Annotated in this window: 20 protein-coding genes, 2 pseudogenes and 1 riboswitch; of the genes and pseudogenes, 6 read left to right on the forward strand and 16 right to left on the reverse strand. The window is 56.5% G+C overall.

Annotated features, from left to right (window positions below; genetic code table 11):
• Window positions 1-19: 19 nt before the first annotated feature.
• The 13 genes and pseudogenes from K6T64_RS13105 to K6T64_RS17030 form a co-directional block, all read right to left on the reverse strand.
• Entirely contained in the window at window positions 20-1,402 is a 1,383-nt protein-coding gene (locus tag K6T64_RS13105; RefSeq protein ID WP_288010630.1) for a hypothetical protein, read from the reverse strand.
• 43 nt (window positions 1,403-1,445) lie between these two features.
• Window positions 1,446-3,659 (reverse strand): annotated as a pseudogene (locus K6T64_RS16900) (ATP-binding protein).
• 107 nt (window positions 3,660-3,766) lie between these two features.
• Entirely contained in the window at window positions 3,767-4,306 is a 540-nt protein-coding gene (locus tag K6T64_RS13115; RefSeq protein ID WP_288010631.1) for a nuclease-related domain-containing protein, read from the reverse strand.
• Between the two features lie 154 nt (window positions 4,307-4,460).
• A complete protein-coding gene (gene acmB / locus K6T64_RS13120; RefSeq protein ID WP_288010632.1) occupies window positions 4,461-5,678 on the reverse strand; it encodes a methyl acetate hydrolase AcmB in 1,218 nt (405 codons plus the stop codon).
• A gap of 1,700 nt (window positions 5,679-7,378) precedes the next feature.
• Window positions 7,379-7,909, reverse strand: a complete 531-nt coding sequence (locus tag K6T64_RS13125) for a type 1 glutamine amidotransferase domain-containing protein (protein WP_288010633.1) — start codon at window positions 7,907-7,909, stop codon at window positions 7,379-7,381.
• Window positions 7,910-8,469: 560 nt separating this feature from the next.
• On the reverse strand, window positions 8,470-8,733 hold the full coding sequence (locus K6T64_RS13130) for a hypothetical protein (protein ID WP_288010634.1): 264 nt from the start codon (window positions 8,731-8,733) through the stop codon (window positions 8,470-8,472).
• 52 nt (window positions 8,734-8,785) lie between these two features.
• A complete protein-coding gene (locus K6T64_RS13135; RefSeq protein WP_100667353.1) occupies window positions 8,786-9,019 on the reverse strand; it encodes a hypothetical protein in 234 nt (77 codons plus the stop codon).
• A gap of 143 nt (window positions 9,020-9,162) precedes the next feature.
• A complete protein-coding gene (locus tag K6T64_RS13140) occupies window positions 9,163-10,368 on the reverse strand; it encodes a hypothetical protein (RefSeq protein WP_288010635.1) in 1,206 nt (401 codons plus the stop codon).
• Window positions 10,365-11,129, reverse strand: coding sequence for an ABC transporter ATP-binding protein (locus K6T64_RS13145; RefSeq protein WP_157935401.1), 765 nt, complete (start codon window positions 11,127-11,129; stop codon window positions 10,365-10,367). The genes K6T64_RS13140 and K6T64_RS13145 overlap by 4 nt, the downstream gene beginning before the upstream one ends.
• Window positions 11,130-11,439: 310 nt before the next feature.
• Window positions 11,440-12,996, reverse strand: a complete 1,557-nt coding sequence (locus tag K6T64_RS13150) for a hypothetical protein (protein ID WP_288010636.1) — start codon at window positions 12,994-12,996, stop codon at window positions 11,440-11,442.
• On the reverse strand, window positions 12,993-13,742 hold the full coding sequence (locus tag K6T64_RS13155; protein ID WP_288010637.1) for an ABC transporter ATP-binding protein: 750 nt from the start codon (window positions 13,740-13,742) through the stop codon (window positions 12,993-12,995). Before K6T64_RS13155 ends, K6T64_RS13150 begins: the two co-directional genes overlap by 4 nt.
• Window positions 13,743-14,132 carry a GntR family transcriptional regulator gene (locus K6T64_RS13160; RefSeq protein WP_232796763.1) on the reverse strand — a complete coding sequence of 130 codons (390 nt, stop codon included), beginning with the start codon at window positions 14,130-14,132 and terminating at the stop codon, window positions 13,743-13,745.
• Between the two features lie 87 nt (window positions 14,133-14,219).
• Window positions 14,220-14,534 (reverse strand): hypothetical protein, encoded by a 315-nt coding sequence (locus tag K6T64_RS17030; RefSeq protein ID WP_198592139.1) that lies wholly within the window; start codon window positions 14,532-14,534, stop codon window positions 14,220-14,222.
• 84 nt (window positions 14,535-14,618) lie between these two features.
• On the opposite strand from K6T64_RS17030, the gene K6T64_RS13170 reads away from it, so the two are divergent.
• The 4 genes from K6T64_RS13170 (at window position 14,619) to K6T64_RS13185 (ending at window position 19,534) form a co-directional block, all read left to right on the forward strand.
• Window positions 14,619-15,062, forward strand: coding sequence for a hypothetical protein (locus K6T64_RS13170; protein ID WP_288010638.1), 444 nt, complete (start codon window positions 14,619-14,621; stop codon window positions 15,060-15,062).
• Window positions 15,063-15,959: 897 nt separating this feature from the next.
• Window positions 15,960-16,043, forward strand: a riboswitch (cyclic di-GMP riboswitch).
• 58 nt (window positions 16,044-16,101) lie between these two features.
• Window positions 16,102-17,856 (forward strand): methyl-accepting chemotaxis protein, encoded by a 1,755-nt coding sequence (locus K6T64_RS13175; protein WP_288010639.1) that lies wholly within the window; start codon window positions 16,102-16,104, stop codon window positions 17,854-17,856.
• Window positions 17,853-18,485, forward strand: coding sequence for an RNA polymerase sigma factor (locus K6T64_RS13180; protein WP_288010640.1), 633 nt, complete (start codon window positions 17,853-17,855; stop codon window positions 18,483-18,485). The genes K6T64_RS13175 and K6T64_RS13180 overlap by 4 nt, the downstream gene beginning before the upstream one ends.
• 53 nt (window positions 18,486-18,538) lie before the next feature.
• Complete coding sequence (locus tag K6T64_RS13185) at window positions 18,539-19,534, forward strand: HD domain-containing phosphohydrolase (RefSeq protein ID WP_288010641.1); 996 nt, start codon at window positions 18,539-18,541, stop codon at window positions 19,532-19,534.
• 1,389 nt (window positions 19,535-20,923) lie between these two features.
• Here K6T64_RS13185 and K6T64_RS13190 read toward each other — a convergent pair.
• The 3 genes from K6T64_RS13190 to ahlS are packed head-to-tail and all read right to left on the reverse strand — an operon-like array spanning window position 20,924 to window position 24,176.
• Window positions 20,924-22,117, reverse strand: coding sequence for an aldehyde dehydrogenase family protein (locus tag K6T64_RS13190; protein WP_288010642.1), 1,194 nt, complete (start codon window positions 22,115-22,117; stop codon window positions 20,924-20,926).
• A 23-nt stretch (window positions 22,118-22,140) separates the two neighbouring features.
• The gene (locus K6T64_RS13195; RefSeq protein WP_288010643.1) at window positions 22,141-23,265 is read right to left on the reverse strand and encodes a zinc-dependent alcohol dehydrogenase family protein; all 1,125 of its coding nucleotides are present in this window, start codon (window positions 23,263-23,265) and stop codon (window positions 22,141-22,143) included.
• Between the two features lie 56 nt (window positions 23,266-23,321).
• Entirely contained in the window at window positions 23,322-24,176 is an 855-nt protein-coding gene (gene ahlS, locus K6T64_RS13200; protein WP_288010644.1) for an AhlS family quorum-quenching N-acyl homoserine lactonase, read from the reverse strand.
• 420 nt (window positions 24,177-24,596) lie between these two features.
• Here ahlS and K6T64_RS13205 point away from each other — a divergent pair, with 420 nt between their 5' ends.
• On the forward strand, window positions 24,597-25,961 hold the full coding sequence (locus tag K6T64_RS13205; RefSeq protein WP_288010645.1) for a sigma-54 interaction domain-containing protein: 1,365 nt from the start codon (window positions 24,597-24,599) through the stop codon (window positions 25,959-25,961).
• Between the two features lie 294 nt (window positions 25,962-26,255).
• A pseudogene (locus K6T64_RS13210) lies at window positions 26,256-26,474 on the forward strand (ATP-binding protein); the annotation flags it as partial.

Genomic DNA, 26,474 nt, shown 5'->3' on the forward strand with positions numbered 1-26,474 from the left:
TGTTGTCGTTTTTGGCCGGCTAGACGCATTCCGCGATTTCTTCCCCTCCCGCCCGAGACTTGAGGAGAGAGAACACGTTCCCAGTCGCCCTCTGCACCGGCTGTGTCCGCTTGTAGATCCGGGAGAGCACCAAAAGGGATATGGCCAGAACTGCAGGGTACAGGAGCAAGGCGGCCATCCCGCCCAGGTTGCTCTGCCCCAGAGCGGTGGTGAAGATCTTCTCGATGAAGAACGTCAGGCCCACATAGGCGCTGAGCGCGACCCGAACAACCACGGACCCCGCCAGCGCCTTCCCCCACCATCTCAAGATGTCGTAGCTGTAACCCCATGGCAGGATCGTCACGGGCAGGACCACGACGCCCGAGATCATCCAGGCCAGGTAAAGCAGGTAAAACAGGCTCAGCAGGACGCCCGCCGCCAGGAGATAAATGTCCGCGCACAGAACGGCCACGAAATCGAACAACGCCAGGACAAAACGGAACCCGGACTGGAACGCCTGCTTGGCTTCCGGGTGGTCGTCGTTGTTCAGGATCGCGGCCAACTGGTTGCGCTTGTCGTCGCCCACCGGGAGCGACAGGAGCACGTTGCGCCACGGCGTCGACGGGCTGACGGCGAGTTGAGCGGCCATTTGCCTCGCTGCCGTACCGCCTGGATGCCAAATGGTTTGCCAAAAGGTCACCCCCGACACGACTTGTCGTACCGCGTCTACGTCCTTGCCGACCGTCGCGTTCACCGTGCCCGGCTCGCCCAGTTCCCACGGGGTGGTAATCAACTGTTGCCAGATTTCCTTGTCCACATTGTGAATCGCAGTCTGTGTCCCCGTTCCGCTTGCGTCCGTTTTGGCGTTGTTCTCGTTCACCGTGAGGATCCACCCGCTGGTGGCATAGCACAGGCCGTCCATGGCCTCGGTGACCATCTGGATGTATTTCGGCGTCCCGCCGATGGCGTTGAACAGCAGTACGGCGGAAAGGGCCACAACGAACAGTAACCCCCGCTGCATGACGCGCTGGATGTGATGCTGGGCCAGGTCCTTGATCAGCACTCCAGCAGCTATCAACACAAAGAAAGGCCAGATGTGGTCCAAGAAATGGCTCTTCGAAATCACGTCCGCAATCGCCTGGAACGGCGCCAGCCAATTGGAAGGCGAATACCCCATGTCCAGCACCCAGATCCCCAAGCGCGTCAGGAAAGCGTTGACCTGCATGATCGTGTTGGCAAAGTCATAGATCGGGTTCCACCGGTCCCAGTACCCGTTGGCGTCCCACTGGTAATTTCCGAGCGGGTACTGAGGCCCGCCGGTAAAGTCCGGGCTCAGCAGGAGCGGATCCGCCGCGTGGGCCGGAACCCCGACGCCAAGGCCGATTGCCACTGTAAGAACGAAAACCCATCCGTACCGCCGCACAAAAAAACCCCCTTCCCATACAGAAGGGGGCCGGGAGAAAACATCATTCGCTCGTTGGGGTACTCGAAAAATATTGGTCAAGCACCCGCGGCAGAACCTCGACCTGCATCTCCCCGATTCTTCCCTCGGGCTCCCGGACCAGGCCGCGGCCGGCCCGGTACTCGGAGAACCGTTTCGTCCAGTTCTTCGGCTCCTCGTCGGTCATGCCAAGGATCCGCAGGGTAGCCTCCACCTGCTCTTGACTCTCCAGGTGCGGCATGATTTTCCACGCGAAGAGGCCGGTCAGGTCTTCCTCGTCGCCCCTCGGCAGGAAATCCGTGGCGTTCTGGGTGGCAATGATCGGGATGAGGTTTTCGGACCGGGAGAACCGCATGGCCTCATTAAGAAGGCGTTACCCTTGCTCAAACCTCCGCAATACCCACGCCTCGTCGATCGCCAGGACCTTCACCATCGACTTCGGCAGCGCCAAAAGCCGGCGAAGGCCCAGGGTGGCGACGGCATACAGGATCGCCGCCGAGTACCGCTCGGTCTCTGTCCACTTTTCCTTGGGCACCGACTTGTCCGGAAGAGACAGCCCCCGGACAACGGCGATCACCAAGTCATGGTCGAACACCGATTCCCCGGTGTCCTCACCGAAAAACAGCCGCCCGATCTCGTGGTCGGCCATGAGCCGGACCCTCTCGGCGATCAGCCGCGCCTCGTCCTGGTCCCTGAGATCGGGCGAGTTTTCGGCAATGTCCCGCATGGCTTCGTAAAACGCCCGCATGTCCCATTTTTCGCCTTTCAGGACCCGTTCCACCCCGTGGTTCAGCACCACTTGGCGCCGGTCGTCCCCCAGCGGGTTGAAAATCAACTCCATGATCGCCCGGGCATCCTGCGTATTTCCAACCCGAAATGGGCTGAAACTCGTGCCGGAATCGTAGGTGAACCGCATCATGTGGGCGTCAAAGGGGAGGTCCAGAACGGTTCCGTCTCGCCCTTCTGGTCCACCATGAACCCTTTCGCCCCCCCAGGACAAAAGGGTCGTGACCAGGTACTTCAGCAGGTACGACTTCCCGGACCCCAAGGTCCCGGCCAGCAGGGTCGCGCTCGTCGTGTTCAGCACATGCACCGGCCTCCTGGGATCCATCCAAACCGGACGCCCGTTGAACAACCTGACCAGCCAGAAACCCGCTGGGTCCCCCAGGGCTCGGGTACCGAACGGCACGGCAGCCCCCAGTACGCCGGGGTCCATCGGGAACTCCCACCCCGTCGGCAAATCTTCCCCGAACGGGTAGAACGCCTGGAGCATCTTTTTCATGTCCCCCGGGGCGCGCACCAAGGTGTGATAGGTACCGGCAGTCTGCTGGAACTGCTCCACCCTCTGCCGGAGTTTCTCGGGTTTCGCCGCCCCCAGGTCGAAGATCGTGGTCACATGGACGAGCGGCTGCCGGGACCGGAGCTTCCGCTCCAGGGACGCGACACTCGCCATATCCTCCTCCGGCTCGATGGGCACGTCCTCGTCGTTCTCCACCCATTCCTTGTACTGCGCCTCGGCCGTCTTTTTCTTTTTGCGCAGGTGCTGGATGGCCTCATGGGCAGGCTCTACCAGGACGTGAAGGGCGACATCCACGGGAAACGACGTATTTTCCAAGACACCATAGAGCCATTCGAAGCCGGTTGGATCGTCCTCCGGCACCGGCTGGGGCACCGAAACGGTGAAAAAGAAGGTCTGGTGGGATTCGCCGCCGTGAGGATGCTTCACGACCAGGTGCGTGCCGGACTCGGGCACCAACACGTCAGTCAACGCCAGATACACCGCCCTCGACGGCCTCAGCCAGGCCTTGCCGCCCCGGGCCACCACCTGAACCGGGTGCGGGTCGGGCAGGACCATCTTGGGCTCGGACAGCCCACGGTAGTACCCCTTCTTCAGCCACCATTCGATGTCTCTCAGGGACGCTTTCTCCAAGCGCACCATCGGGGCCAGCTTCGCCTTCCATTCCTCAGTCGCCTTGCGGGCGGCCTCCAACTGGTCCTCGGAGATTTCCTCATGATTTCTAAGAAACCGGTTCCGCACGTCCAAAATCCCGGTAGCCGCCTGCCTGAACCAGTCTTTCCAGTTGTCCGCCGTCACGTCGATCGTAATCCGCCGGCGGTTCAGCGGCACGACGATCAGGTTCACCCGGTGGAAGGGGAGGAAGTACCGCAGATACTCCTGGACTTCCCTCTGGTTCTCCCGCCAGACCGGGTTGTTAGACCGAGGGAACATCTCTCGCATGATCTCGTCGGCGGACCACTGTTTGGTGAGCAAAGGATCGGCATCAGCATAGAAAAACCCCCTCTTCCTGTATCCGGAGAGGGGGAGAAAACAATCAGTGCGTTATCCTATCGCGCTGGTTGCAAAGAGGCGTGTAACGCATAAAGAGCTTGTCGAACCGCATCCACCTGCTGTTCAGTAAGCCTGCTCGGCTTCTTTGTGATAGTTTCAACTAGCCACTTGCCGGGTAAGACGGTGACCTCCTGCACAGGGCGATACACCTGCACAAAACCGTTGACAAACACCAAGAACGGATGAACGAAAACCGATTGGCCAAGATGCGATTCCAAGGTTTCCTTGAGCCACATCGTTTGCCGCCAAACCTGATTCACCACGTTTTTCTCAAACGGTCTGCCGTCTCGCAACAGATTCCCGTCTGGGGTAACCGTGATCTTCCCTCGATGGCTTTTCGACTCGATCACAAAAATGCCGGCGGGCCCCACCGCGATATGGTCAATGTTCCCCATTGGGCACGGCAGATCGTGAAATACTCTGTAGGTGTCCGGGAGGGAGGAGAGGATCTCCTCAACGCGCTCTTCTCCTTTGGCGCCCCGCAAAGCCCGGTCGATCAGTCGGTCGGGGTTTTCTTTTTTGCTTTTGAGAATCATGCCGACCGCCGCCACACAACCAATGCCTGCGCCAATGGCAAAGGGCGATTTGGAGCCAACAACAAAAGCAGTATACCGGCAACAAGACAGGCAAATAAGAATCCATACAGGATCAACGCCCGCTTTTTGGCCATCTTCTTGGGCTCGGAAGCTTTTAAGCGGCAATGTGGCCCATCCGCTTCAGCGTACTGTAGATCGCTGACTCAAACTCAAGAAAGCCCAAGTATGAAGCCACATCTTGGAACGGGAACATTTGAGTTGCCCAAAATCCACCAATACCATTCTTGCGGTCGATCCAGTAGAACAGATTGGCCAACCCAGCCCACATCAATTGGCCTGCTGGCCGACCCGTGGGGACCGGATCCTCGTTGACCTGGAATGTATAACCCCATGACTTTTGTACGCCAACGAAGAATTCACCGTTATTGGATAGTGATGGATCGGACGTCATCCAGCCGCCGCTCTTCAATGCTCCTAACCCGTTCTGACTCATTTGTGCCACGGTTTCCTGTTTGAGTACTCGACCATAGGTGCCTGCACCGTCGTTTAGGATCATCCGGATAAACTTCATGTATTCACCAACACTTGCGTACAAACCATGTCCTCCCATGTCCATTTCCGGGGGTTGCGGTAAGACAAGATCTGGGTTTGGAGTGATCTTTCCGTCTCGGGCGCGACTGTGAATGATTGCGCGACGTTCCATCATCGACGGCGTCAGAGTAAATGCGATGTCGGTCATACCTAAAGGGGCAAAAATATGCTCCGCCATCACTTCTCCCAGTCGCTTGCCACGAACAGCTTCTACAACCTTGCCAACCCAGTCGATGTTGACACCATAGTTCCAGCGTTCACCGGGCTCAAACAGCAAGACACTTTTAATGGAATCAAACGTACTTGTGAGGATGGATGGCGTTTCCTTTGCATTACGATATCGACGATCCTCATAACTGAAAAACTCGTATCCAAAACCGGCAGTATGGAGCATCAACATGCCGACAGTAATCTTGTTCCTAGGTGTTCTGAGAAGGGGTTTCCCGTCCGCATCAAACCCCTCAAGAACCTTGATCTCGGCGATATCGGGAACATACTTCTCAACCGGATCGTCGAGTCTGATTTTACCTTCCTCCACCAATTGCATCAAAGCTGTGCCAGTGATGGCCTTCGTAGTCGAGAAAAGAGCAAAGACCGTGTCGCTGGTCATCGGAGTTTCCTTGCCGAGTTCGCGCACCCCAGTTGCACCCTCGTAGATATTGCCCTCACGGTCAGTTGCCATCGCAACCACTCCGGGCACACCACCGGCCCTGCCTACGGCATGATCTAAAACATTGTCAAGAATCTTCTTGAGAGCATCGCGGACTTGTTCCCTCGCCATATCTCCATCATCACCTCATAAAGGACTCTATTTACGGGTTGACTGAGCCTGTTCCTCCTATAAAATCACTTCAACCATCACTCAGAATTAGTTATGGTCCACCAGCATCAATTGGGAGAGCTCAGCATTTAATTTGAGATCCCTCCTTAGAAGTATCAGTGTCGAAGCGAATTTTCACGTTTCTTTGTAAAGCAATATACATGCCACGTGTGGGCAGGATTTATTCATATAAGCTCCCCGTATTCTACTAGTGCTCTTTCCGCTCCTCCGAGAAGCATCGAAACGCGAACGTTAAGGTTCAAGAATACGTGCTACGCTGCAAAAATCAGGACACAGTAAAAAGGAAGTCCCTGTTCAGAGAATACGAGTAGTGGCTATCGTCAACGCCCATCTGCCCTCTGCTCATCTTTGATGTATAACACATCATATATCGATACACGTGAACACATGTATCGATCCGTGGAATGCAACAAATGTCCCGCCTGAACTCGATGGTTTTCAGGCACATACTGAGACACTGCGCCAACACCGACGGCCTTTTTAGACCTCTGAAGCACGCGAATTCACAGTCTGGATTCACGTGTGCGGGCGTGAATCGGTAAATCAAAAACAACGAAAAGTTAGTATTGTTTTCATAAACAACCTCCACGAAAAACGCCTGGACCGCAGCGGGCCGTTGACCGCCGCTAGCACACTGTCTTCGCTTTCGCCCGGCACCACAATCCGGCGTTTCCCGCAAATGCTCGAACCAACCTGCTTTCGGTGATATTTCGACTCGCACTATTGCGAAGGTTCTCATAGCCAAAGATTCGTGATATGCTGGCACCAGAACAATACCTCAAGGTTTTTTCTGTCAATGCGGTTGGCCAGCGGCTTCGGGAGCCGGGTGACTGGCACATCCGATCCAGACCGCCCAGCGCACGACGTCCGGCACGGGCAGGAATCGCAGGGTCGCCCATAGCGCTGCCAGGAACAGCAGCGAGTGGGTCAGCGTCCTGTGGCGCATCCCGACCACGCTCAGAAGAACCGCCAGGGGCTGGGTCCAGTCGGCAATGGGACCGGCGAAATACGCTCCAAGGAGCGCCGCGGCCGTGGGCCACGTGAGGACCGGCTGGTGCACGTGCATCAGCCACAGTTCGGCACCAATCAGAGCGGCGACATGGATGCGTCTTGTATGTCCCCCCTTCTCACCCCCTCCAAAAAGAAAGAGGCCCGGGAGAAACCTACCGTCCCGTGGACTGATCGACAGGTGTGCAGGGGTCCGGAAAGGTTAATGCGAGGGCAAATCCGTGGGGCGGCAATGCAGGCGAGTAAGCAGGTGGTACAGGATACCATCCGGGAGCAGGGTGATCAGTACCCGTGATCGACTAGAATACACCTGCACGGCATAAACGAATAGTGTTCGCAAATGTGGTTGCGATCCGGAAGGCAGAGCGCATGAGGACGACATCATGACTGAATCCGGCTTCCTGCACAACGGACTTTTTCATGTAGGGGGAACAAGAAACGCGGGGCGCGAACACGCCCCTTCTTAGCGTCCATACCACGCTATCACGGCATTTTGGTGTTTGCAGAGCTCGCCGCGACAGCGGGCCGCAGTGGAAGCCGAATGGCAATTCTTCACTGAGTCCATATCCCATGACTGCCAAGGTTTCCTGCTCTCGCCGAGGGGTTACCTGGCTCTGCTGTCAAAACGTCCGTCATGAAGGTTGACTGACTGGCGTGCGCAGTTTGCTCAGCGTTTCGCGGATGAACGCCGGTTCGTCAGCCGGCATACGCGACGTAATATAGTTGCCGTCAACGACTACCTCTTGATCGACGTATGTCGCGCCTGCGTTAATCAAGTCATCCCTTAAGGGAGGGTAGCAGGTCATCTTCTTACCTTTGGTAAGACCTGCGCTGATCAAAATTTGCGGTCCATGGCAGATTGCTGCGATCACTTTGCCTTTCCGGTCCATGTCTTTCACGAACTGTAGTACCTGTTGATTCAGCCGCAGGTTTTCCGGTGACGAGCCGCCCGGAATGACAACCGCGTCAAACTGGTCTGCTCGCACTTCGTCAATCGATGCATCAACCGTATACCTCGCTTGCCTGTTCTTGCCTACAAGTTGTTCGCCCTTCTTCAACCCAACAATCACTGTTTCGTAACCCGCACTTTTGATGGCTTCGTACGGTGTTTTCATTTCGGAGTCCTCGTAATCATTCGCCAACAGAAAGGCAACTCTCTTCATCTCTCCTGTATACCCCCTTCATCACGGATATTTCCACGTCGTCCTTTAGACTGCCCGCCGATCTACCCTTAAATTCGTGGCCTGCGATACACTTCTGTACGCCAAGCGGTGGTACCACAGTCATGTTCCAACATCTTGAACGTGCTCGCCACGTGTGGCGCCTTCACCATGAAGCTGCCCTCCGGCGCGCCGCCCCGTGCGCTGAAAATAGATCCTCCGCACCGCTTTCGGCTCAGAGGCCAGCCACGGGAAGGCAATCTCAGTACCCGCCGCACTGGCTCGGCCAACAAGTAGCACTGTAACCGTACTCCTGTTCCAGCAACCGGGCCGTGGTTGTCTTCCCTACCCCCATTGCACCAATCAACAGCACGGAACCAACAAATCGACTTAGTGCAACCCCACCTTTTCAACCTCCAAATGCCCTTTATCGTCTTTCAGGAAATCCACCAAAAACGGCTCCGGCAACACTGCCTCCGCCCATTGGTTGAAGCGTGATCCCCGGCGCTGCCATGTTGGCCAAATCAGCGGGGTTCGAGGACGTGAGAAACGTCCGTAAGAAATCACTCCCGAACGGCGTGGCCATGTCGTACACGTCCTGCTGCGCGTCCTTGGCTGTGGAAGCCGGTTTCTGCCGTTGCAAGCCCCAGGGCCGGCCGCGGCAAGATCGTCGGCGGCGCCGTGATCACGTACCCCGTGTCAACCCGCAGAACTGGCCCGTTGAGGACCAGATGACGGCTCCGGGTCTTCTGCCCGTCCGACACGTCACACCAAGCGTCTACCGAGGCCTCAGCGAAGCCCCGACCGGGCCGGGACACGTCCCGCACATACATTTCCCGCGGCGTTTGGTCTTGAACAGGCGGCGTCCAGCCCTGGGGTTCAAACCCCGGCCAGAGGTCGGCAACGTCCGCCTTTCGCTCGTCGGCCGACTCCCCTTTGTGCAGGGTCAGCCAGACCTTGGCCGGTGGAGGGCGATCGCCGACACCTGGTGGTCATCCGCGGCCCCGCCGTGTCCGCCTGGGCCGGGGCGAGCATCCGGGCGACAGTGCCGACGCCGCCGAGGGCGCCCAGGGTGAGAAGGATCCAGAGAAAAACACTGGTCAACTTTCTCAACAAAAAACCCCTTTCATTAGTAAGGGGGAGCGGGAGAAAAATACGTCGGTCGACGCCGTCGGCAATTAAAATAGAATCCAGTATAAATTTGTATCGGAACGTTATTCGTGGAGCACTCGCAGTCCAGAATTTCCCGCTTTCTATCAATGGTGAAAGTGCCTGCGTAACAGCGCCCAGAGAATCACCCATGCAACACCGATACCCACCACGACCCGGCTGCGCCAGCGCGCCGCCGCCACGCGCAACGACCACGGATCTACGATTTGTTGTTGTGTGATCGGGACCTCATACAAGGGATGAATGCGGATGCCCCACCACTCGTAAAACAAGAACAGACAAAAGCCAAAATAGATCCATTTGATCCAGGCTTGCGAACCGATCGTCAGGGTGCCGGTCGCGACAACGGTAAAAAACATGAGATCGCGAAGCATACCTTTCCGCCGCAGTGTCCGGAGTAAAAGGATCCAGATCACCGGGTGCATTGGCCGGTGAAACAGATTCTCGGTCCATCGGACAAGCCATGCGGAAATCCGGCGCATCCGAAATTGAATGTTCGAGACGGCGTCGGGATCGGCCGGCAGCACTGCGGAGACGAGGAAACTTTGCCGCACTTGAAACAAACCGTCCCACTCCGTCCGGGAGATGTACCTAACCGCCAATACCGACACCGTGCCACCCACACCAAGAAGCACCCCCCACCCGGCGCCCGGCCGGCCGAGGATCTGCCACGTCAAACCGATACCCACGGGGAGGTATGACAGGTACCGGCCGGCATGGTACGCGATCCATTGTTGCCAGGTCATGCGATCGCGAACATTCAACAGTTGACTTGCGATTCGAATGACCGCTTCATACCCTGACAACAAGACCAGCATTCCAAACCAAGTGTCCAGGGGAATCCGGCAAATCCGGACGAAGGGAACGGATAGGATCCCGATCACCGCGACCGGCATAAGACTGAAAATCAACCCTTCAACCCACAAGGTCGCCAGCAGCCATGACCGCCGCACCGGGGACAGCAACAGGAACAAGCGGTCTCCGCTCTCTAGAGGAATCGGAAGACTTCCATACAACATCACGTGAACCGCCATCATGACCACGAACATCGCCACAGCCACGACGATGCGGAAAGGAACCCCGAGCCATAACTCGGTATCCGCCGTCAAGCCCGACGTTAGATCACCTCGGTAATATCGTCCCAACCACCAAACGGCAAAGATCGTTCCGGGAATGAGCAAGTACAGCGTCGTCACCCAGTCGGAGACCAGGCGCAAGACCTGGAGCCGTACTTTCCACCAGGAGCGCATTCGGCGACCCGTCCACACCGCCAGCAACGCAATCCGCTTCACTCCGCGACCACCCTTTTATGGAGAAAAGCAATGAACAAATCCTCCAAAGTCGCCGCATCATCCCCATGGACGACCCGCAATTCCGCCAGGGAGCCAACGGCGAAAACTTCCCCGTCCGCCATAAAACCGAACCGCCGGCACATCCGTTCGGCCGAATCCAACACATGGGTCGAAATGAGGATGGCTGCACCGCCCTGCCGCGCTGACTCGAACAGCTCGCGAAGTTGGCGAATGGCGATCACATCCAGCCCGATAAACGGCTCGTCCACCAGGAGCACGTCAAAGGGAAACATGAACGCCGAGACGACCATCATTTTCTGAAGCGTTCCCTTTGAACATTGGTGAGGAAACTTCACCAGATGGGGCTCAAGTTGAAACCGCTGAATCAAGGTTGCCAGGCGGTCGCGCACCGCCTCATCCTGTGCGGACGACATCTCCCGCAACCGCATTTTCCATTCCAGGTGCTCTGCCAAGGTGAGATCGGCATAGTACATCGGCTGTTCGGGAATATAGGCCCACCTTTGCTTGACCTCGAACGGTATGTCTTTGCCGGCGCCGAACGTCCATTCCCGGAAGTTGACCGTCCCGCCGCTGATCGGATAGTAACCCAGCAACCCGCCGATCAGTGTACTTTTCCCCGCACCGTTAGGGCCGATAAGTCCGAGGATCTCACCGGCCCGGATGTCGAAACAGGCCTTGCGGACAATGGTCGTCCCGCCTCGGGCGACGGAGAGATCGGCCACCGACAATATTGCGGACATCGTAAAACCCCTCCTCGGATTATCGCCTCGATTCTCCCCCCGAAAATTCCAGGGATTTTCCGAACAAACAACTGTAAATCCGGGCACACAATTGCAAATGGGGTAAACTCAGGCGGCCGCTCACGGGCCGATACCCACGGGCTGACCTCCGGTGAATGGGAAAAACATGGGGTTCACCCCGGCCATAAATCGGCGCACTTCGGCGATCCGCTTCGGCATGTCGAACTCAACACACCGATGGGATTCGTGCTGAAGGTTCGGGGACAAAGGGACATCGAAAAAGGCTGTGAACTAAAGGCTGACTTTACAATCAGGTTTGCCTTTGTAACCGCTCAACCCTGCACCAAAAATCTTCCATGAGCATCAACTGATTGAGGGACCGGCTTCCGATCCAGAAACATAAAAGCCCAAGGGGAAGTCCGATTCCGGCCAACATCCCGAGCCTATGCCAAAGCCCCGGCCCCTGTCCGCCCGCGACTGTCCACTTGACCAGCCATCCGAATTCTCCGTACACCGAAGCATATAGCGGCACCAGGAACACACTCAACACCCGATGTCGAAAAAGTGCGGGAGTGATCTGTAACAAGAGTAAATTCAGCGTGAACAACAGGGTGATGACCAGCCAGATTTCTCCGATGCTCCGCCACCCGTCGGCAAGGGAAGCCCAGGACCCGCCGATCATCCCGCGTATCGTGATCCCGATCCCCAGGCTCATCAGAGCGAGGGACATTAGCTCGACCAGGGTGGTCCACACCGCCAACCCCCTCGCGGCCAGGAGCATCCACCGGGGACGGGGGATGGCCAGCCACCAGGATCCCCACCCCTGCCTGAAAGGTTCGGTGGGAAACCCGACCACCCGAAAGATGGCGTAAGCGTACACCCCGGCGCCGACAAACGACGGTCCGTGAAGCCAGATCTCCTGCTTGCCCATCAGGACATAGCCCTCCACCGCCGCACCGGCCATCGCCGCGGCGAAGAGCCACCGGTACAGCGGCGGGGCCCCGGCGCCCCACCATCGCTGCCGGGCCCGCTCCAGCGAAAACAGACTCCAAAAGGGGGAACGGCTCGCGCGAACCTCCCAGGTCCCGGCCGGTGCTGCCGACGTCTGCAGCCGGAATCCCCACCCGGTTTCGGCCAAACGCATGTCCCCCAATCGACAGAGACCCACTCCGGCCGTAAGGCGAACCAGGAACCACGACAGCGGCCAGCCGATCACCGCGATCCCCAGAATGATCATCAAGTATTTGGAAACGAGTGGTGCGCCATTCCACAGTTGATTGAAAACGTTCCCTCCGTTAAACAATCCGAACAGAAGGATGAAGTACAGAAGGATGAAGTAAATGAACCCGCCCACCCGGGCCCATCCCCTGGAAAATACCACGCGAATCAGGCCGACCCCCACGGCGGGAAACAGCGCCACCAAGTCCAGCATGGTAAAGGTAGCCGCCACCTCGGCGAATTGGGACACTGATGTGCCTGGAACCCAGTGAAGGAAAAACGCCGTCGCGTAATGCAGGATCACCGTCGCTTCCATGTAAAGGGCTAGGTGCAACCCCATCCGTAGGCATCCTAGGGCCCTGCCCAACACCAGGTGCATGCGCGGGCGCGGAATCGTGAGCCACCACTCGATTCCCCCCGATGTGGACCATAGAGACCCGCTGAAGATGATCACTGCGAAAAGATGAAAGATCGTCCATTCGGCGTACAGTTGACCCAGGTTCGTCCAGCCACGAAAGAACCACAAGCTGATCAGCAAAAAAACGGCCTGATTCAACATGACCACTCTCGGCCGACTCCCCGGGGCAAAAGGCATCCACATTCGAAACCGACTGAATTCCAGATCGGCAAGGGCCAAGATATCCTTCATGAAAAAACCTCCCGGTACCGGGATTCCACCGACTGACCTCGGGCCCGCAGGGCCTCCACATCCTCAACTCCAAGAATTCGGCCGTCGCCGATAAGGATGATTTGATTAAAGAGATTTTCCATCTCCCGAATGTCGTGGGTAGCGATGATGAAGGTGCGGGAACCGCCGGCAAAATCGGAGATCACCGAGGAGGCGATCTGCTCCCGGGAAATCATGTCCACCCCGGCAAAGGGTTCGTCCAGGACCACCAGGGGCGACCGCCGGGCCAGGCAGGTCAAAAGCTGGACCCGGGCCTCTTCGCCCCGGGAGAGTGTGGACATGCGGGCGGTACGCCTGACCTTGAGAAATTCGGCCAGTTCCTCCGCATGGCCGGAGTCCCAATCCGGATAGATGTCCCGGGCAAAGCGGAGCCACTCCCCCACCGTGACCCATCCGGGCATTTTCCCCCGGTCGGGTAAAAAGGCAAGGTAACGCAGCGTCGACACCCCGGCCGACTCCCCGAACAGCTCCACCGTGCCGGCGGTGGGCGGCGTCAGCCCGGCCACCAGGCGCAGGAGAGTGGATTTTCCCGCCCCGTTGGGCCCGAGAAGCCCAACGATCTGCCCTTGATCCACGCGGAAGGTGACGTCGTGGAGGATCTCCTTGTTTCGGATCTTCATGAACACCCCGCGGCAGACCACTGCGGGCCGGTCCGCCGGAGTTGTTCCTGTTGGCCCTGGTGCCGACAGCGTCATCTTCCCATCCATTTACTCATCCTCCTCCGTCTCGGCATGGGCAAGGTCGATCAGTTGTTGAACGGTCAGACCCAGGGACTGCGCCGTCTCCCGAAGCCGCACCACCGCTTCCCGGGCCAAGGCCCTCCGGCTGGCCTCGACCGCCCCGGCATCCCGGGTCACGAACGTGCCCTGGCCCCGGAAGGAGACAATCAGCCGTTCCCGTTCCAATTCCTGATAGGTGCGCTGAATCGTCGTCGGATTGACCCGGATCGCCGCGGCCAACTCCCTGACCGAAGGGAGGCGCGCACCGGGCTCAAGGTCTCCCCGGGCAATCGCGGCCCGGATCCGTTCCACAAACTGTTCATACAGCGGCCGGGAGGGATCCACAGGGAATTTCAAAATCTCCAGGGCGACGTCCACTCCAACTGACCGCCTCCTTTGCATGGAGTGTATGATTTCAAACCATACAATCTACATGATGGATTGTATGATAACACACCATGCATGTCAAGTACAAACATGCGAGGCCCGCGCAGTATGGTAATGCCGCCTATATCCCTGCTCCCGGATCTCGCCAAAGATTCGCTCCGCATTGAGGACGCCGATACACATGCGCTGCTCCACATAGGCCTTGTATGGCTCCAGCTTCTGGCCTTTCACCCTCCGGCCGCGCGACTTCACCATCCCCTCCTCCTGCTGCCTAGGTTCACTCACAGCCTTGCGGATGGTTTTGCGGTCATGGCCGTATCTTCTGGCCAGTTGCGAGATGCTGACGCCCTCCTCATACAGCTTCCTGATTTCCATCTTCTCACTCTCCCTCATCACTGGCACCTCCCCGGACGTGATGGCAGGTGCCATAGTTCGACACAGGGGTGGGGAATTCATCCCGATGATTTTGAGGAAATCATGCCGGCGATTTTGGGGAATCGCTATCCGCTGCTATTGGGGATTTTACATCCGATGTTGACAGTAGTCGTCTTTATAGGTGTTGCCTGTGGACCTTTGATTAGTAGCTGCGGACAAACGGAGAATCCGGTAAGTAAAAAGATGGATCCCAGTTCATTGTCACAAAGGGATACAATGTTCATCAATTATCTTCAACAGCGGCTATTTCCTACCATTGACCAGCATTCTTCTAAATTTTTACAAATGAACTGGAGCAATACGAAGTCTTTAATGCAAGAAGGTTACACCGATAGTGTTGCGTTTGATCTTACGGCAGCAATGGGAATAGCGGCAGATGTACAAGTGAATGGCTCGACGATGGGTTCTATTTGGCTCGGAACAGATAATCCTGCAGTAGATAATCCTGAACTCCGGGCATTAGCTCTGGAGAGCAAATCTGAGTGACCTAGATGAGAATTGTAAACAACTGTATTCCGTTTTAACGAAGAAAGGTAACCCCAACTCCATCGACGAACTATCCTCTCATATTTCTAATGACCTCGCCAAACTTCAGTCTTACGAAGATGACCTTTCGCATGCCATCAGCAAGTAGGTGCCCTTCATAAACAGGCACCTCAACCGCTTAATCCGGCGGCAAATTGTTTTTGTCAAACACAGCAAATCCCCTGTTAAATGAAAGCACAACCTCAGAGTCGGTCCCACACATCTTGCGTCTATCCCAGGAAGACGTTGCTCAAAAAAACCATCCTCAGCCGACCGCCGATGCCCGGGCAGCTCCTCATCCATGCCCGCCGAGGCCATGTGGAGAATGCGACGTACGGAATGTTGTTCATCCCGGCAATGAGATTCCGGGCCATCTCCGTGAGAACAGCACTGGGCCGGCCGACTTGCTTGGCTCCAAGGCACGACACCACCGCATCAAAAGCGGAGGACACTCACGAACAATCCCCCTTTTCAGTCCAACGCCTCCCGCCGAATCTCCTCAACCTCTTTGTAAGGCGCATTCCCCCGATGGCTCCACACCATTCCTCATCCGGCTTCACGATTCCTCCTGGCTTTGATCCGATAGAGTGCATCAACCAACCAGACCTTATCATGTGCGGAATCAATGGGCTAACTTTGATGATCCATCCCTCCGCGACCCCCCTTTATGAAACGGAACAGAAACTTGCCCGACTAAAGACGAAAGCGAGCCCTCGGAGGCATTGTCTTCAAAAATATTTCACAATTTCTTCTATAAATATTCGTCGATGTGAAGAATGGCGTACCTTGATTGACCAAGATTGTCACTATAGAGTAAACATGAAGCTAGCTGGATGTGTGGACCAATCTTATACATCCTATATGGTTGGAGGCAATGAAAGACTGTCTGAAATTGGGCGCTTGGACAGTTTGGAGCCAGTAGCGCAACCGGCCAATGTCCTTCGGGGGATATTGGCCGTTTTTTGTGGTCCCAAATACCTCAAATGGAGGGATCCCATTGATGCCGGAACTCTTGGGATTGAAAAAAGGAAACAAAGAAATGATTGTGGAACCGATCACACAGACGGATATCGAATCGACGCCCCGCATGAAGGACAAGTTGACCTTTTTGCAGTTGTTCAAGCGAGATCTGGAGACGATTCGGCAAATTAAAGACGACATGGACCAGATCATCGAAAAAGTTGCCGTGCGCCATTACGACATGATTGAGCGGTTCCCCGGTTTGCAAGGCATTGTGGATCGGCACAGCAGTCGCCATCGGCTGACAGAAACATTCATCCATTATTTTCAGGCGTTGTGCGCCATCGAGAATGTGGATGAGGAGTTTATTCATAGCCGCGTGAAAATTGGACAGATACATAGTCGCATTCACCTGACGCCCGAATGGTACCTTGGCTCTTATGTAAGGGTGTACGAATATCTCATCCCTTGCCTTGTTCGGAAATATGCGAAAGAGCCCGAGAAGTTGGGGAACATTCTGTTGTCGTTCCTGAAGGTCATTACCATGGATATGCAACTCATTATTGAGGCGTATCAGGAAGAGAACGACTTCAAACTGATCGACAACATCTCGGGGATTATGGAATCCATCCTGGGCATGGACGGCACCAAAGAAATCCTCGACGCGGCGTCGATGGCAGCCGACCACGCCGAAGGGATCAGCGCCGCCGCACAACAGCTCACCGCTTCGGTTAAAGAAGTGGCCCATCAGGCCGTCCGGGTCGCCGAACATTCCGATCGCGCCGTCCAGGACGTGGAGACGGGCCGTCGGGTGATCGAAGACTCCCTCCGGGGGATTTTGGCCCTGGGAAACTCTTTTGCGAGCATGCAGACAAAAGCCGATTCCCTGTCCTCAGCAACCGAGGACATTTCGCACGTGACCGATTTCATCCGCAACATCGCCGACGAGACGAACCTGTTGGCGCTCAACGCCGCCATTGAAGCGGCGCGGGCCGGCGAGCACGGCCGGGGGTTCGCCGTCGTCGCCTCCGAGGTCCGTTCCCTGGCCGACCAAACCAAACGATCCGTTCATAAGATTGCCGCCACCATTGAGCAAGTGCAGCAAGAAGCCCGGTCGATGCGGGATCTCACCGGCCACGTGGTGGAGGAGCTCCATGTTCGAGTCGAGCAGTCCCAAGAGGCCATCCAAACGCTCGGGGGGATGGTCGAGCAAGTGACACGGATGGGGGAACTGACCGCCGGGATCGCCGCGACCACGGAGCAGCAGTCGGCGGCCACCGAAGAAATCACCACACGCATCAGTCATGTGTTAAGCGACACCCAGCGGACAAAGGAACGGGTGAACGCCATGGGGGCTCAAATCCACCAAACCAGCGTCCAGGCGAATGGGCTGCGCCTTGCGCTCATTGAAAATCTCAGCCACCTACAGGACAAGCAGGTGGTGCGCGTGGCCAAAACCGAGCATCTGTTGTGGAAGTGGCGGCTGCACAACATGACGCTCGGTTTTGACGTCGCCGATGAGAAGGAGTTGGTCGATCACCGGCAGTGCCGCTTGGGGCAGTGGTACGAGCAGGCTCGGGGGCGGGCGTCTCTCTCTTCCCTGGATTCGTTTCAGGCGATCGAGGAACCACACCGGCGGCTTCACCATCTGGCTAAACAAATCTACCGGCTGCTTCTTGCAGGGGAGCGAACGGAAGCGGAAAAACGCTTGATTGAGCTCGAACAAGCTTCTCATCAGGTTGTGGAAGATCTGGATCGTCTGTTGGCGGATTTGGAACGGGGGCCCCAGACGTGAAAGACGGGGTTGGAGATTACGAAGCAATGCAAGACCTTACGGAACTAGCCTGTTGGGCCAAAAAGGATCCGGACGCCTTTGCGGAGCTATCCCGGCGGTTTCACCCGTTGATGGCGAGCATCGCAAAGAAATACTGGTTACCGAACGATACCGAGGACGAAACGATGCAAATTTTGCGGATTGAACTGTGGAACGCGGTGAAGAAGTTCCGTCCGGAACGGTCTTTCGAGGGATTCGTCAAGATGTTTTTGAGAAACCGGATGAAAACGGTGATTACCAGAAAGGCGTTCGGCGAAGAAAACCGATTTTGGCAGTCTGTCGATCGGCTCACCTGGGCGCCGGACCGCATTCATCACCAAGCCTATCCATCACCGGAGGATGAGGTCGTCCACAAGCTGGCGACAGCGTCCCTGCGGAAGGGATTGTGCCAAGCGCTACAACAGGCGCTTACGGATCTGGAACGACAATGTTTCATCGGCCGATACATCTACGGGCACTCCTACCGTCAGATACAGGACCGACTAAAACTGAAAAGCACCAAGGCTGTTGATAACGCACTCACGCGGGTGAGGAAAAAGCTGGCGAAACATCCGAAAGTGATAGAGCTTTGGAAGAACCTTGCGAGGTAGGGAGCGGAATTGGTGAATACGGTTTTGGCTGCAACTCAAGGAGGGGGAAACGAATGGCAACTTGGTATGATCCTTATCTGCTTCTTGGGGATCCAGTGATCGTCACCGATGCGGATCACCGAATTCTCACTGTAAACAACGCTTACGAAGAAGCAAGCGGCTATCGGCGCGAGGACATCATCGGCAAGGACGCGGGGTACATCAAATCCGGATTGACACCGCCGTATGTCTACCAATCAATGAAGGAGTGCCTTGAACAAGACAAAGTCTGGAAGGGGATACTCACCAACCGCCGTCCGGACGGACGTCTCTGGAACTCTTCTTTGACCATCACGCCCATGCGTCGTCCTGACGGACTCTATTATCTCGGTGTTTGTCGGGACGTTCAGGACATCACCTCCCAGGACGTTGCGGATGCCTACCAGCAGTTGTTTTTTCTGATCGCCGAAATTGCCGAAGCCGGGGATCCCTCTGTGAAACCCCACCTGTTCCGGGTGAGACAAATCTGCACATCCCTGGCCCGATGGCTGGGATGGCCGGAGATTCAGGTGACGTGGCTGGGCACGGCCTCGGTCCTCCATGACGTCGGTAAGCTCTACATTCCCAGGGAGATCCTGTTCAAACCGGGTCCCTTGACCCACCAGGAACGTTGTCTCATCGAAACCCACACCTCCTTGGGCGCTGAACTCCTGGCGCGCCTCAATGACAATATGGCCAAAATTTATGGATACAACGAAGCTTTGGTCATGGCCAAGGACATTGCCGAGTGCCACCACGAACATGTGGACGGCGGTGGATATCCCAAAGGCCTTCGGGGCGATGAAATCCCTGAAAGTGCACGAATTGTGGCTCTGGCCGATGTAACGGACGCACTTTTATCCCATCGCCCATACAAAACCCCTTGGAGCAGCCCGAGTGTTCAAGAGTACCTGCGTCAAAAACGCGGCCGGCAATTTGACCCCGCCATGGTCAATGTCCTTCTCGAGCACTGGGAGGACATCGAACAACTGTACCGACAAGAGGACCGGCGGGACAAGATGTCGTCATGAGTTCGTTGTGAACCATCAGGCCGCCCCACGTTTCTTCAAATCCCAATTGTTGCAAGATGTCTCGAACACCTTGGAGCTTTGATACCGACAGAATCATCGTGTGTCCCCCTTTGCTTGTGGATGTCGGTCAACAGACGTTCCGGTCAAATGAACTCAACACCATCTATCCCCTCCTTTTGAAGTCACCCCTCCCTCTTGTTCGCCCACAATTCTGGGAAAGGTTACAAACGAAATACAAGCGCGACACAAAGTTGCACAATTTTATGCCACATCTTCGGTCTTTCTCACAGATCTCTGAAAATGTTGTCAACGCCATGCCGAAGCCGATTCGAAGTTGTCCCCGACTATAACCACAAGGGGGCAGACAAAACACAGAGCACGTTACGTCATTTGGACAAACATGGTTCGAGAACATCAAACCGGTTCACGGGGACTATTCTGCCTTTTTACAGCTTATCCGCCCTGGTCTTTTTTCGCGCCTTTCTATCTCATGAGGACCGTTTTGCCTTGGAACCCGCGTCTTTTCTTGGTCGCAAAAACGCTGGAATTGTATGAGCCCAGCCGCAAGGAACGGCTCCCGATGGAACCTTCGGATCAGCAAGGGAAATGGGTCACCATCACGCCACAATCGACCCATCCCGAATCCCTTGGGGAAAAGTGAGCTCAAAAGACACTTCCGCAGCAAACATACGGTGGGGATCAAGCCACGAACCAAGTCGCACAAGGGTCGTGGTGTTCGACGTGGACGCCGTGCGTCAACCGACAGAAGCCGATGGTGAGACCGTCATGCGTGTCCGGCATACCACGCAGGCGTTGGTCGTGGTCATGAAGCGCCATCACCTGGAGCCGCATGTCTCAGCAGCGGCGGAAAAAGGTACCGTGTGTCTCTGTTCTTTGATCAGACAATTAACCATTCCATTCGGGATATTCGGGAAAAACTCGGAATTCCAAAGTTAGTGAAAACAATATTTCCATCGGACCGGTTTTAGAAAATCAAAAACGAATGAATACTGCCTGACGGAGATGCCAGGTGGTGACGGAGAGGTTGACACCCCCCTTGCCACCATCACTTCCGAAACCTGGACCCAGGATTTGTGGTATCGTTTGCTTCTTAGACTATTTACCCCAGAACAACTAAAAACGGATTATCCCTTTGCCTATCACCGCATTCTGGCCGTTTCAGCACAGAGCATGGCCGTTTAGTTCCATACGGCAACACAAAAGGGTCTTCCCCTTTTTGGGGAGGTACAGATCTGTTGCACCCAACCCCCGACTTGCCTGTCCCCGCGATGTTTCACTCCTGATTCCTCGGCCCGACGCTGCCAGCCGACCGTTCCTCTCGGTCACAACCTTTCACTTGTTTAGCCAGACCACATCGTCATTCCCCTGTTACCATCTATCGTCTTGATACCAAAGGTCTGGCGACGCCATCCAGACTCCTCCATTGCCCGGAGCCCAGGATGTATCCACCCCCACAGGCGACGCCCCGTCCAAGCGACAATCTCTAATTAAATTCGCTACGGGACCGTACTGGCCGACGTCAACCATTCGAACTGCGTCGGCAACGTGGCGCTGCTCCTTCTCGAGACCCGCCGGCTCAATCAGCGGACCGACCGACACCCCATCCTCCATACCGTTGCCGACCTGCATGCAGCCCATCCTCTCAGCCAAGTGCTGTACAAACCGATCATAAACAGAGCGCTGCACATAGATCCGGTTGGGGGATACGCACGTCTCGCCCATGCCACGCATCTTGCATGTCACCGCACCTGCGACCGCCGCGTCCAAGTCCGCGTCCTCGAACACGGTGAACGGCGCATGGCCGCCCAACTCCAACCACACCCGCTTGGCCGTGTCGGCCGCCTGGTGCATGAGAATCTTGCCGACCTCGGTTGACCCAGTAAACGACACCTTGCGCACTCGGAAGTCGTCCATGATGACTTTCACTAGCGCTGGAGCGTTGGTGCCAACGACAACCGACAGGACCCCTTTGGGAAGACCGACCTCCTCAAAAATGCGGGCAAACTCTAGCGCCAACAAAGGAGTTAGTTCGGACGGCTTGATAATCATGGTGCAGCCAGCCGCCAACGCGGGTCCCAGTTTGCGGGTGATCATCGCGGCGGGGAAATTCCACGCCGTAATGGCCGCGGCGATTCCGACAGGCCGCTTGATGACCAGGATTCGCTTGTCTGGTGAACTGGACGGAATCGTGTCCCCGTACATGCGCGGCGCCTCTTTAGCAAACCAGTCGAGGAAAGACGCCGCGTAATTAATCTCACCGCGCGCCTCTGCGAGTGGTTTGCCTTCCTCTATCGTCATGATGCGGGCCAGCCGCTCCACATCCTGGCGCATCCGCTCCGCCGCCTGGTGCAGGATGCGAGCCCGTTCGGCCGCCAACGTGTCCGCCCACCGCTCCCCTACGGCCGTTGCAGCGTCGATGGCTGCCTTTATGTCCTCGGGGACCGCGTTTGGGACGGTCGCTACGACCTCTTCGGTGGCCGGATTGATCACGTCAAACGTTTCGGACGCCGCCCCGTTTGTCCATTCCCCGCCGATATAGTTTTGATACGCTCCGAGCTCCATGCCACCGTCACTCCCTCATGTGATCACATGCAGACGATGAGACGGGAGGCCTCACCACGATCCAGTCGATCAAACCCGTCGTTGATGTCCTCCAGAAATAGGCAGTCCGTCAACAACTGGTCCACAGGCAGCCGCCCCTGTTTATATAGCTCAATATAACGTGGGATGTCCCTGCTTGGTATGCAGCTGCCCACATAGGATCCTTTCAGCGTTCGCTCCTCCGCCGTGAGCACCACCTGCGGGAAAGAAAACTGGTGATCCGGGTGTGGCAGGCCGGTCGTGACCGTGGTTCCACCCCGGCGCGTGACGGCGAAGGCCGTGTTCATCGCCGGTACGGCACCAGCGGTCTCGAACGCATATTCCACCCCGCCCCCCGTTGCCTCACGGATACGGCGGACGACGTCCGGATCGCGCGCGTCAAAGGTGTCCGTGGCGCCAAGCTTCTCGGCCAGCGACAGCTTATCGGAGTTGATGTCGATCGCGACGATCCGTCTCGCCCCGGCGACCCGGGCGCCGAGAAGGGCGCTGAGCCCCACGCCACCCAGCCCGACGATGGCGACGCTAGCCCCCACAGGCACGCAAGCGGTATTGACGACCGCACCAACGCCGGTGATGACAGCGCAACCAAACACCGCCACTTTCTCGAATGGCAGGTCGGGGTCCACTTTCACCAGCGAATTGCGGTCGATGACCGCGTACTCGCTGAATCCCGACACCCCCAGGTGGTGGTGGATGATCAGCTCGTTCTTACGCAGCCGGTGAGCTCCGGATAACAGCGTGCCGGCTGTGTTGGCCGCTGCACCAGGTTCGCAGAGGGCAGGGCGCCCCTCCTTGCAGGGCGGACACTGGCCGCAGCTGGGGACAAAGGCACAGACGACGTGGTCTCCCGGTTGTAGGTCCTGCACACCAGGTCCCACCTCGACGACTTCGCCCGCCGCCTCGTGGCCGAGAGCCATCGGCGTGGGCCGCGGACGGGATCCATTGATCACCGAGAGGTCCGAGTGGCAAAGGCCGGTGGCGCGAATACGCACCAAGACCTCCCCCGGTCCGGGCGGATCGAGATCCAAGGTCTCAATTTTCAGTGGCTCGCTCTTTGCGTATGGTGAGGGCAGTCCCAATTCATACAGGACAGCCGCCTTGGTTTTCATACTGCATCCCTCTCTCCTGAGATGTGTACACAAGCACGGTTAGCCCGTAAGATTACCTACTCGTAGTATCCCTCATCCGACTTGCGGAAGGTCTGGAACTGTTCCGCGTCGTGCCCAAACCATACCTCCGCATTCTTCTCGCGGGCAATCCTGCGGATGAGTTCCACCGTTTGGACGAATCCGACCGAATCGTAGATGATGCCGGGCGGCTTGACGGGCGGGCCGTAGCTTTCTTTGGTGTAGATGGCGTCGGAGGAAAGAATGATGTTGCCCTTTTCGGGAAGCTCTACGTACAGGCCGAGCATACCCCAGGCGTGGCCGCTGCCGAAGTTCAGCACCCTCACCCCTTTCGCCAACAGGACGTTATCCTCGTGCCGCTTGATGGTACGCCACTGGAGGTTGTTACGAATCCACGCATCGATGTCCGCCCAGATGTACGCCCCGGCCTTCTGGTTGCGCGCGTAGACCTCAAGTGCCCCGTGAAACTCATCCTCGTGCACGATGATGGTCGCGTTCGTGAACATTTCCAGGCATCCGGCGTGGTCCAGGTGCAAGTGAGAAGCAATGACGTAGCGGATGTCCTCCGGGCGGATCTTGAGTTGTTCGAGACGGTTGTGCAGGTAGCACTCTTCACCCGCCGTCCACGGGAACTGCGACTGTGTCACCTCGGCCCAGCGTCCTTCGGGCCCCATCGAATTCGGGTTGCAGGATGTGTCAAACAGAATCTTACCTTCTGGGTGATCAATGAGGACCGTGTAGATGGGAAACTCCACCATCTCGTTCGGCACGTTCGGGTTTTGGACTGTCGCTGGATTATGCATGGCAATCATCCAGTTTTTGTCCATCCTCATCCGCCCGTTTTCCATGACATACAACTTTGGACGTGCGTTCAAGATGTTCACGGTTATCATCTCCCGTCGTGAAATGGGGCATGTTGCCCAATTACAAAATCACAGCAATTTTCATGCCAATGTATGGGGCCTGTGAAAAAGGGAGTGGCTTAACTCTTTTTCTTGGGCTCTCGTGCCTTTATTCTCAAGGCAACTTCAACAGTGCTCTTCGTTCACCTCGACAACTCTATCGGATGATGTGTTCCGTTTCGGCTAGTAACTCACCGTGTGTTCAGCAGGACACGTCACCTTATACGTATCAAATCTGCTTGTATCAACGATACCCACGGCTGGGCACCACAGGTCTGTGTAGACTCTAGATGCGGAGTCTGGTGAAATTCTTCACCGGCGGTACGCTCTAATTTTTGATTGTACAGGCTATTCAGTTGGTGATAGACTTCACCTATGGTGAAATCGCTCACCAAAAGGGAGGATTCAGCGATGCTCATCGTGGACGATTTCCTGAAGTCCAGATTGGCGGAAGTGATTGAATGGTTCCCGGATGGTGTCTACGTGGTGGACGGAGAGGGGTACACGCTGCTCGTCAATTCGGCCTACGAACAGCTATCCGGAGCGCGGCGGGCCGAACTGATTGGCCGGCATATGGCCGAACTGGTTGAAAGCGGATTCATAAACTGTTCTGTTTCCCTGTTGGTGCTCCAGACGAAGCGCATGGAGTCGTTGATGCAAAACCTGCGCAACGGCAAACAGGTCATCGTCACCGGCAATCCAGTGTTCAATCAACAAGGTGACGTGGAACTGGTGGTCACCAGTGTGCGGGACATTACAGAGCTTAACCGTATTACGGCGGAACTGGACAAGGCGCGCGGGCTGTCCGCCTTGAACCGCCATCGCTATCATGTCGCAGACGCGCAGGAGACCAACCTGATTGCTGAAAGTCCGATCATGAAAGACATTGTCGAGCAAATCCGGCAGGTAGCCCCCTATCCGACCAGTATCCTTTTATCCGGTCCATCCGGATGCGGCAAAGAAGTCATCGCCAACGCCATTCACCAACTGAGCAACCGGCGCAACCAGCCGTTCATCAAGGTCAACTGTGCAGCCATTCCGGAGGCGCTGCTCGAATCGGAATTGTTTGGCTATGAGGACGGGGCGTTTACCGGGGCTCGGCGAGGTGGCAAGAGTGGGTTGTTTGAACTGGCCGACAAAGGCACGATCTTGCTCGACGAAATCGGTGAAATTCCGTTCCAAGTGCAAGCTAAGCTGCTGCGGGTGCTACAGGACATGCGCGTGCAACGGGTGGGTAGCATGCAGGTGCGGTCGGTGGATGTCCGTATCATTTCAGCCACCAACCAGGACCTGCGCAGCCTGGTGGAACAGGGCCGATTGCGCGAAGATCTATACTACCGCTTGCAGGTGGTAGATATCCGCATTCCGCCGCTTCGGGAGCGGCCGGAGGATATCGAAGTGCTCATCGACTTCTTTTTTGACCATTACCGTACAACCTACCGCATTGATAAGCGCCTGCGCGCAGAAACAAAGAGCCTCTTATTCAGATATCACTGGCCTGGAAACGTGCGCGAATTGAAAAACTTAATGGAAAACCTCGTGGTGTCCGTACCGTCCCTGGTGATTGAGCCATACCATCTGCCCCCACACATACAGCGGTTGCAGTCGGACGGGCCCACCGTCCGCCCCCTGCGCGAACAGCTAAAAAGCATGGAAAGAGAGATTGTGTTGACCGCCCTTCGCCAGCACCGGACCTACCGCGCGGCCGCTCGAGCTCTCGGAATGGACCACTCGACTTTGGTGAAAAAACTAAAACAGTGGAATGTAAAACCATAACGATATCGTGTGTGAAAAGCCATTGATGAAGTCCTCAGTGTTAAATCGGCGGCCAGCAAGTGCACATAAAACGGCCATCTCGCTCTCTAGAAGCGTGCCCTTCGGTCGATCACTCAGACACGCTCCTAGTGGCAAACAAAGTGAGGAATAGGTCGATGCCCTTTACCAGAATGTGCAGGACTCCGGCTATCCAATTCGGGAAGCTCTCGCGATTCGTCCATAGGGATTGAAGGATGTCCGGATATGTGGCCCAGACGGTTATTGCCTGACACGTCGAAAGATTTACAACATATGATCTACTCCGTGACCATGCAAAAGCTGGTCGCCGACTTGCGACGGGCGTACCAAGAGAGACGGCTGGACAAGCGCCTGCGCATCTACACCCAGCCGAAGCTGCTGATCTGCGACGAAGTCGGCTACTTGCCGCTTGACGCCTTGGACGCCGCGAACTTCTTCCGGCTCGTGTCGGAGCGCTACGAGCACGGGTCGCTGATCATCACGTCCAACACCAGC

This window comes from Kyrpidia sp. (assembly GCF_023512215.1).
Taxonomy (GTDB): domain Bacteria; phylum Bacillota; class Bacilli; order Kyrpidiales; family Kyrpidiaceae; genus Kyrpidia; species Kyrpidia spormannii.

Bases quoted from the DNA above. Each gene is read 5' to 3' on its own strand.
- K6T64_RS13115 (WP_288010631.1), bottom strand. From the start codon at position 4,306: ATGATTCTCAAAAGCAAAAAAGAAAACCCCGACCGACTGATCGACCGG.
- acmB (WP_288010632.1), bottom strand. From the start codon at position 5,678: ATGGCGAGGGAACAAGTCCGCGATGCTCTCAAGAAGATTCTTGACAAT.
- K6T64_RS13125 (WP_288010633.1), bottom strand. From the start codon at position 7,909: ATGAAGAGAGTTGCCTTTCTGTTGGCGAATGATTACGAGGACTCCGAA.
- K6T64_RS13145 (WP_157935401.1), bottom strand. From the start codon at position 11,129: ATGTCCGCAATATTGTCGGTGGCCGATCTCTCCGTCGCCCGAGGCGGG.
- K6T64_RS13150 (WP_288010636.1), bottom strand. From the start codon at position 12,996: ATGAAGGATATCTTGGCCCTTGCCGATCTGGAATTCAGTCGGTTTCGA.
- K6T64_RS13155 (WP_288010637.1), bottom strand. From the start codon at position 13,742: ATGGATGGGAAGATGACGCTGTCGGCACCAGGGCCAACAGGAACAACT.
- K6T64_RS17030 (WP_198592139.1), bottom strand. From the start codon at position 14,534: ATGAGGGAGAGTGAGAAGATGGAAATCAGGAAGCTGTATGAGGAGGGC.
- K6T64_RS13170 (WP_288010638.1), top strand. From the start codon at position 14,619: ATGCCGGCGATTTTGGGGAATCGCTATCCGCTGCTATTGGGGATTTTA.
- K6T64_RS13175 (WP_288010639.1), top strand. From the start codon at position 16,102: ATGCCGGAACTCTTGGGATTGAAAAAAGGAAACAAAGAAATGATTGTG.
- K6T64_RS13185 (WP_288010641.1), top strand. From the start codon at position 18,539: ATGGCAACTTGGTATGATCCTTATCTGCTTCTTGGGGATCCAGTGATC.
- K6T64_RS13190 (WP_288010642.1), bottom strand. From the start codon at position 22,117: ATGGAGCTCGGAGCGTATCAAAACTATATCGGCGGGGAATGGACAAAC.
- K6T64_RS13195 (WP_288010643.1), bottom strand. From the start codon at position 23,265: ATGAAAACCAAGGCGGCTGTCCTGTATGAATTGGGACTGCCCTCACCA.
- ahlS (WP_288010644.1), bottom strand. From the start codon at position 24,176: ATGATAACCGTGAACATCTTGAACGCACGTCCAAAGTTGTATGTCATG.
- K6T64_RS13205 (WP_288010645.1), top strand. From the start codon at position 24,597: ATGCTCATCGTGGACGATTTCCTGAAGTCCAGATTGGCGGAAGTGATT.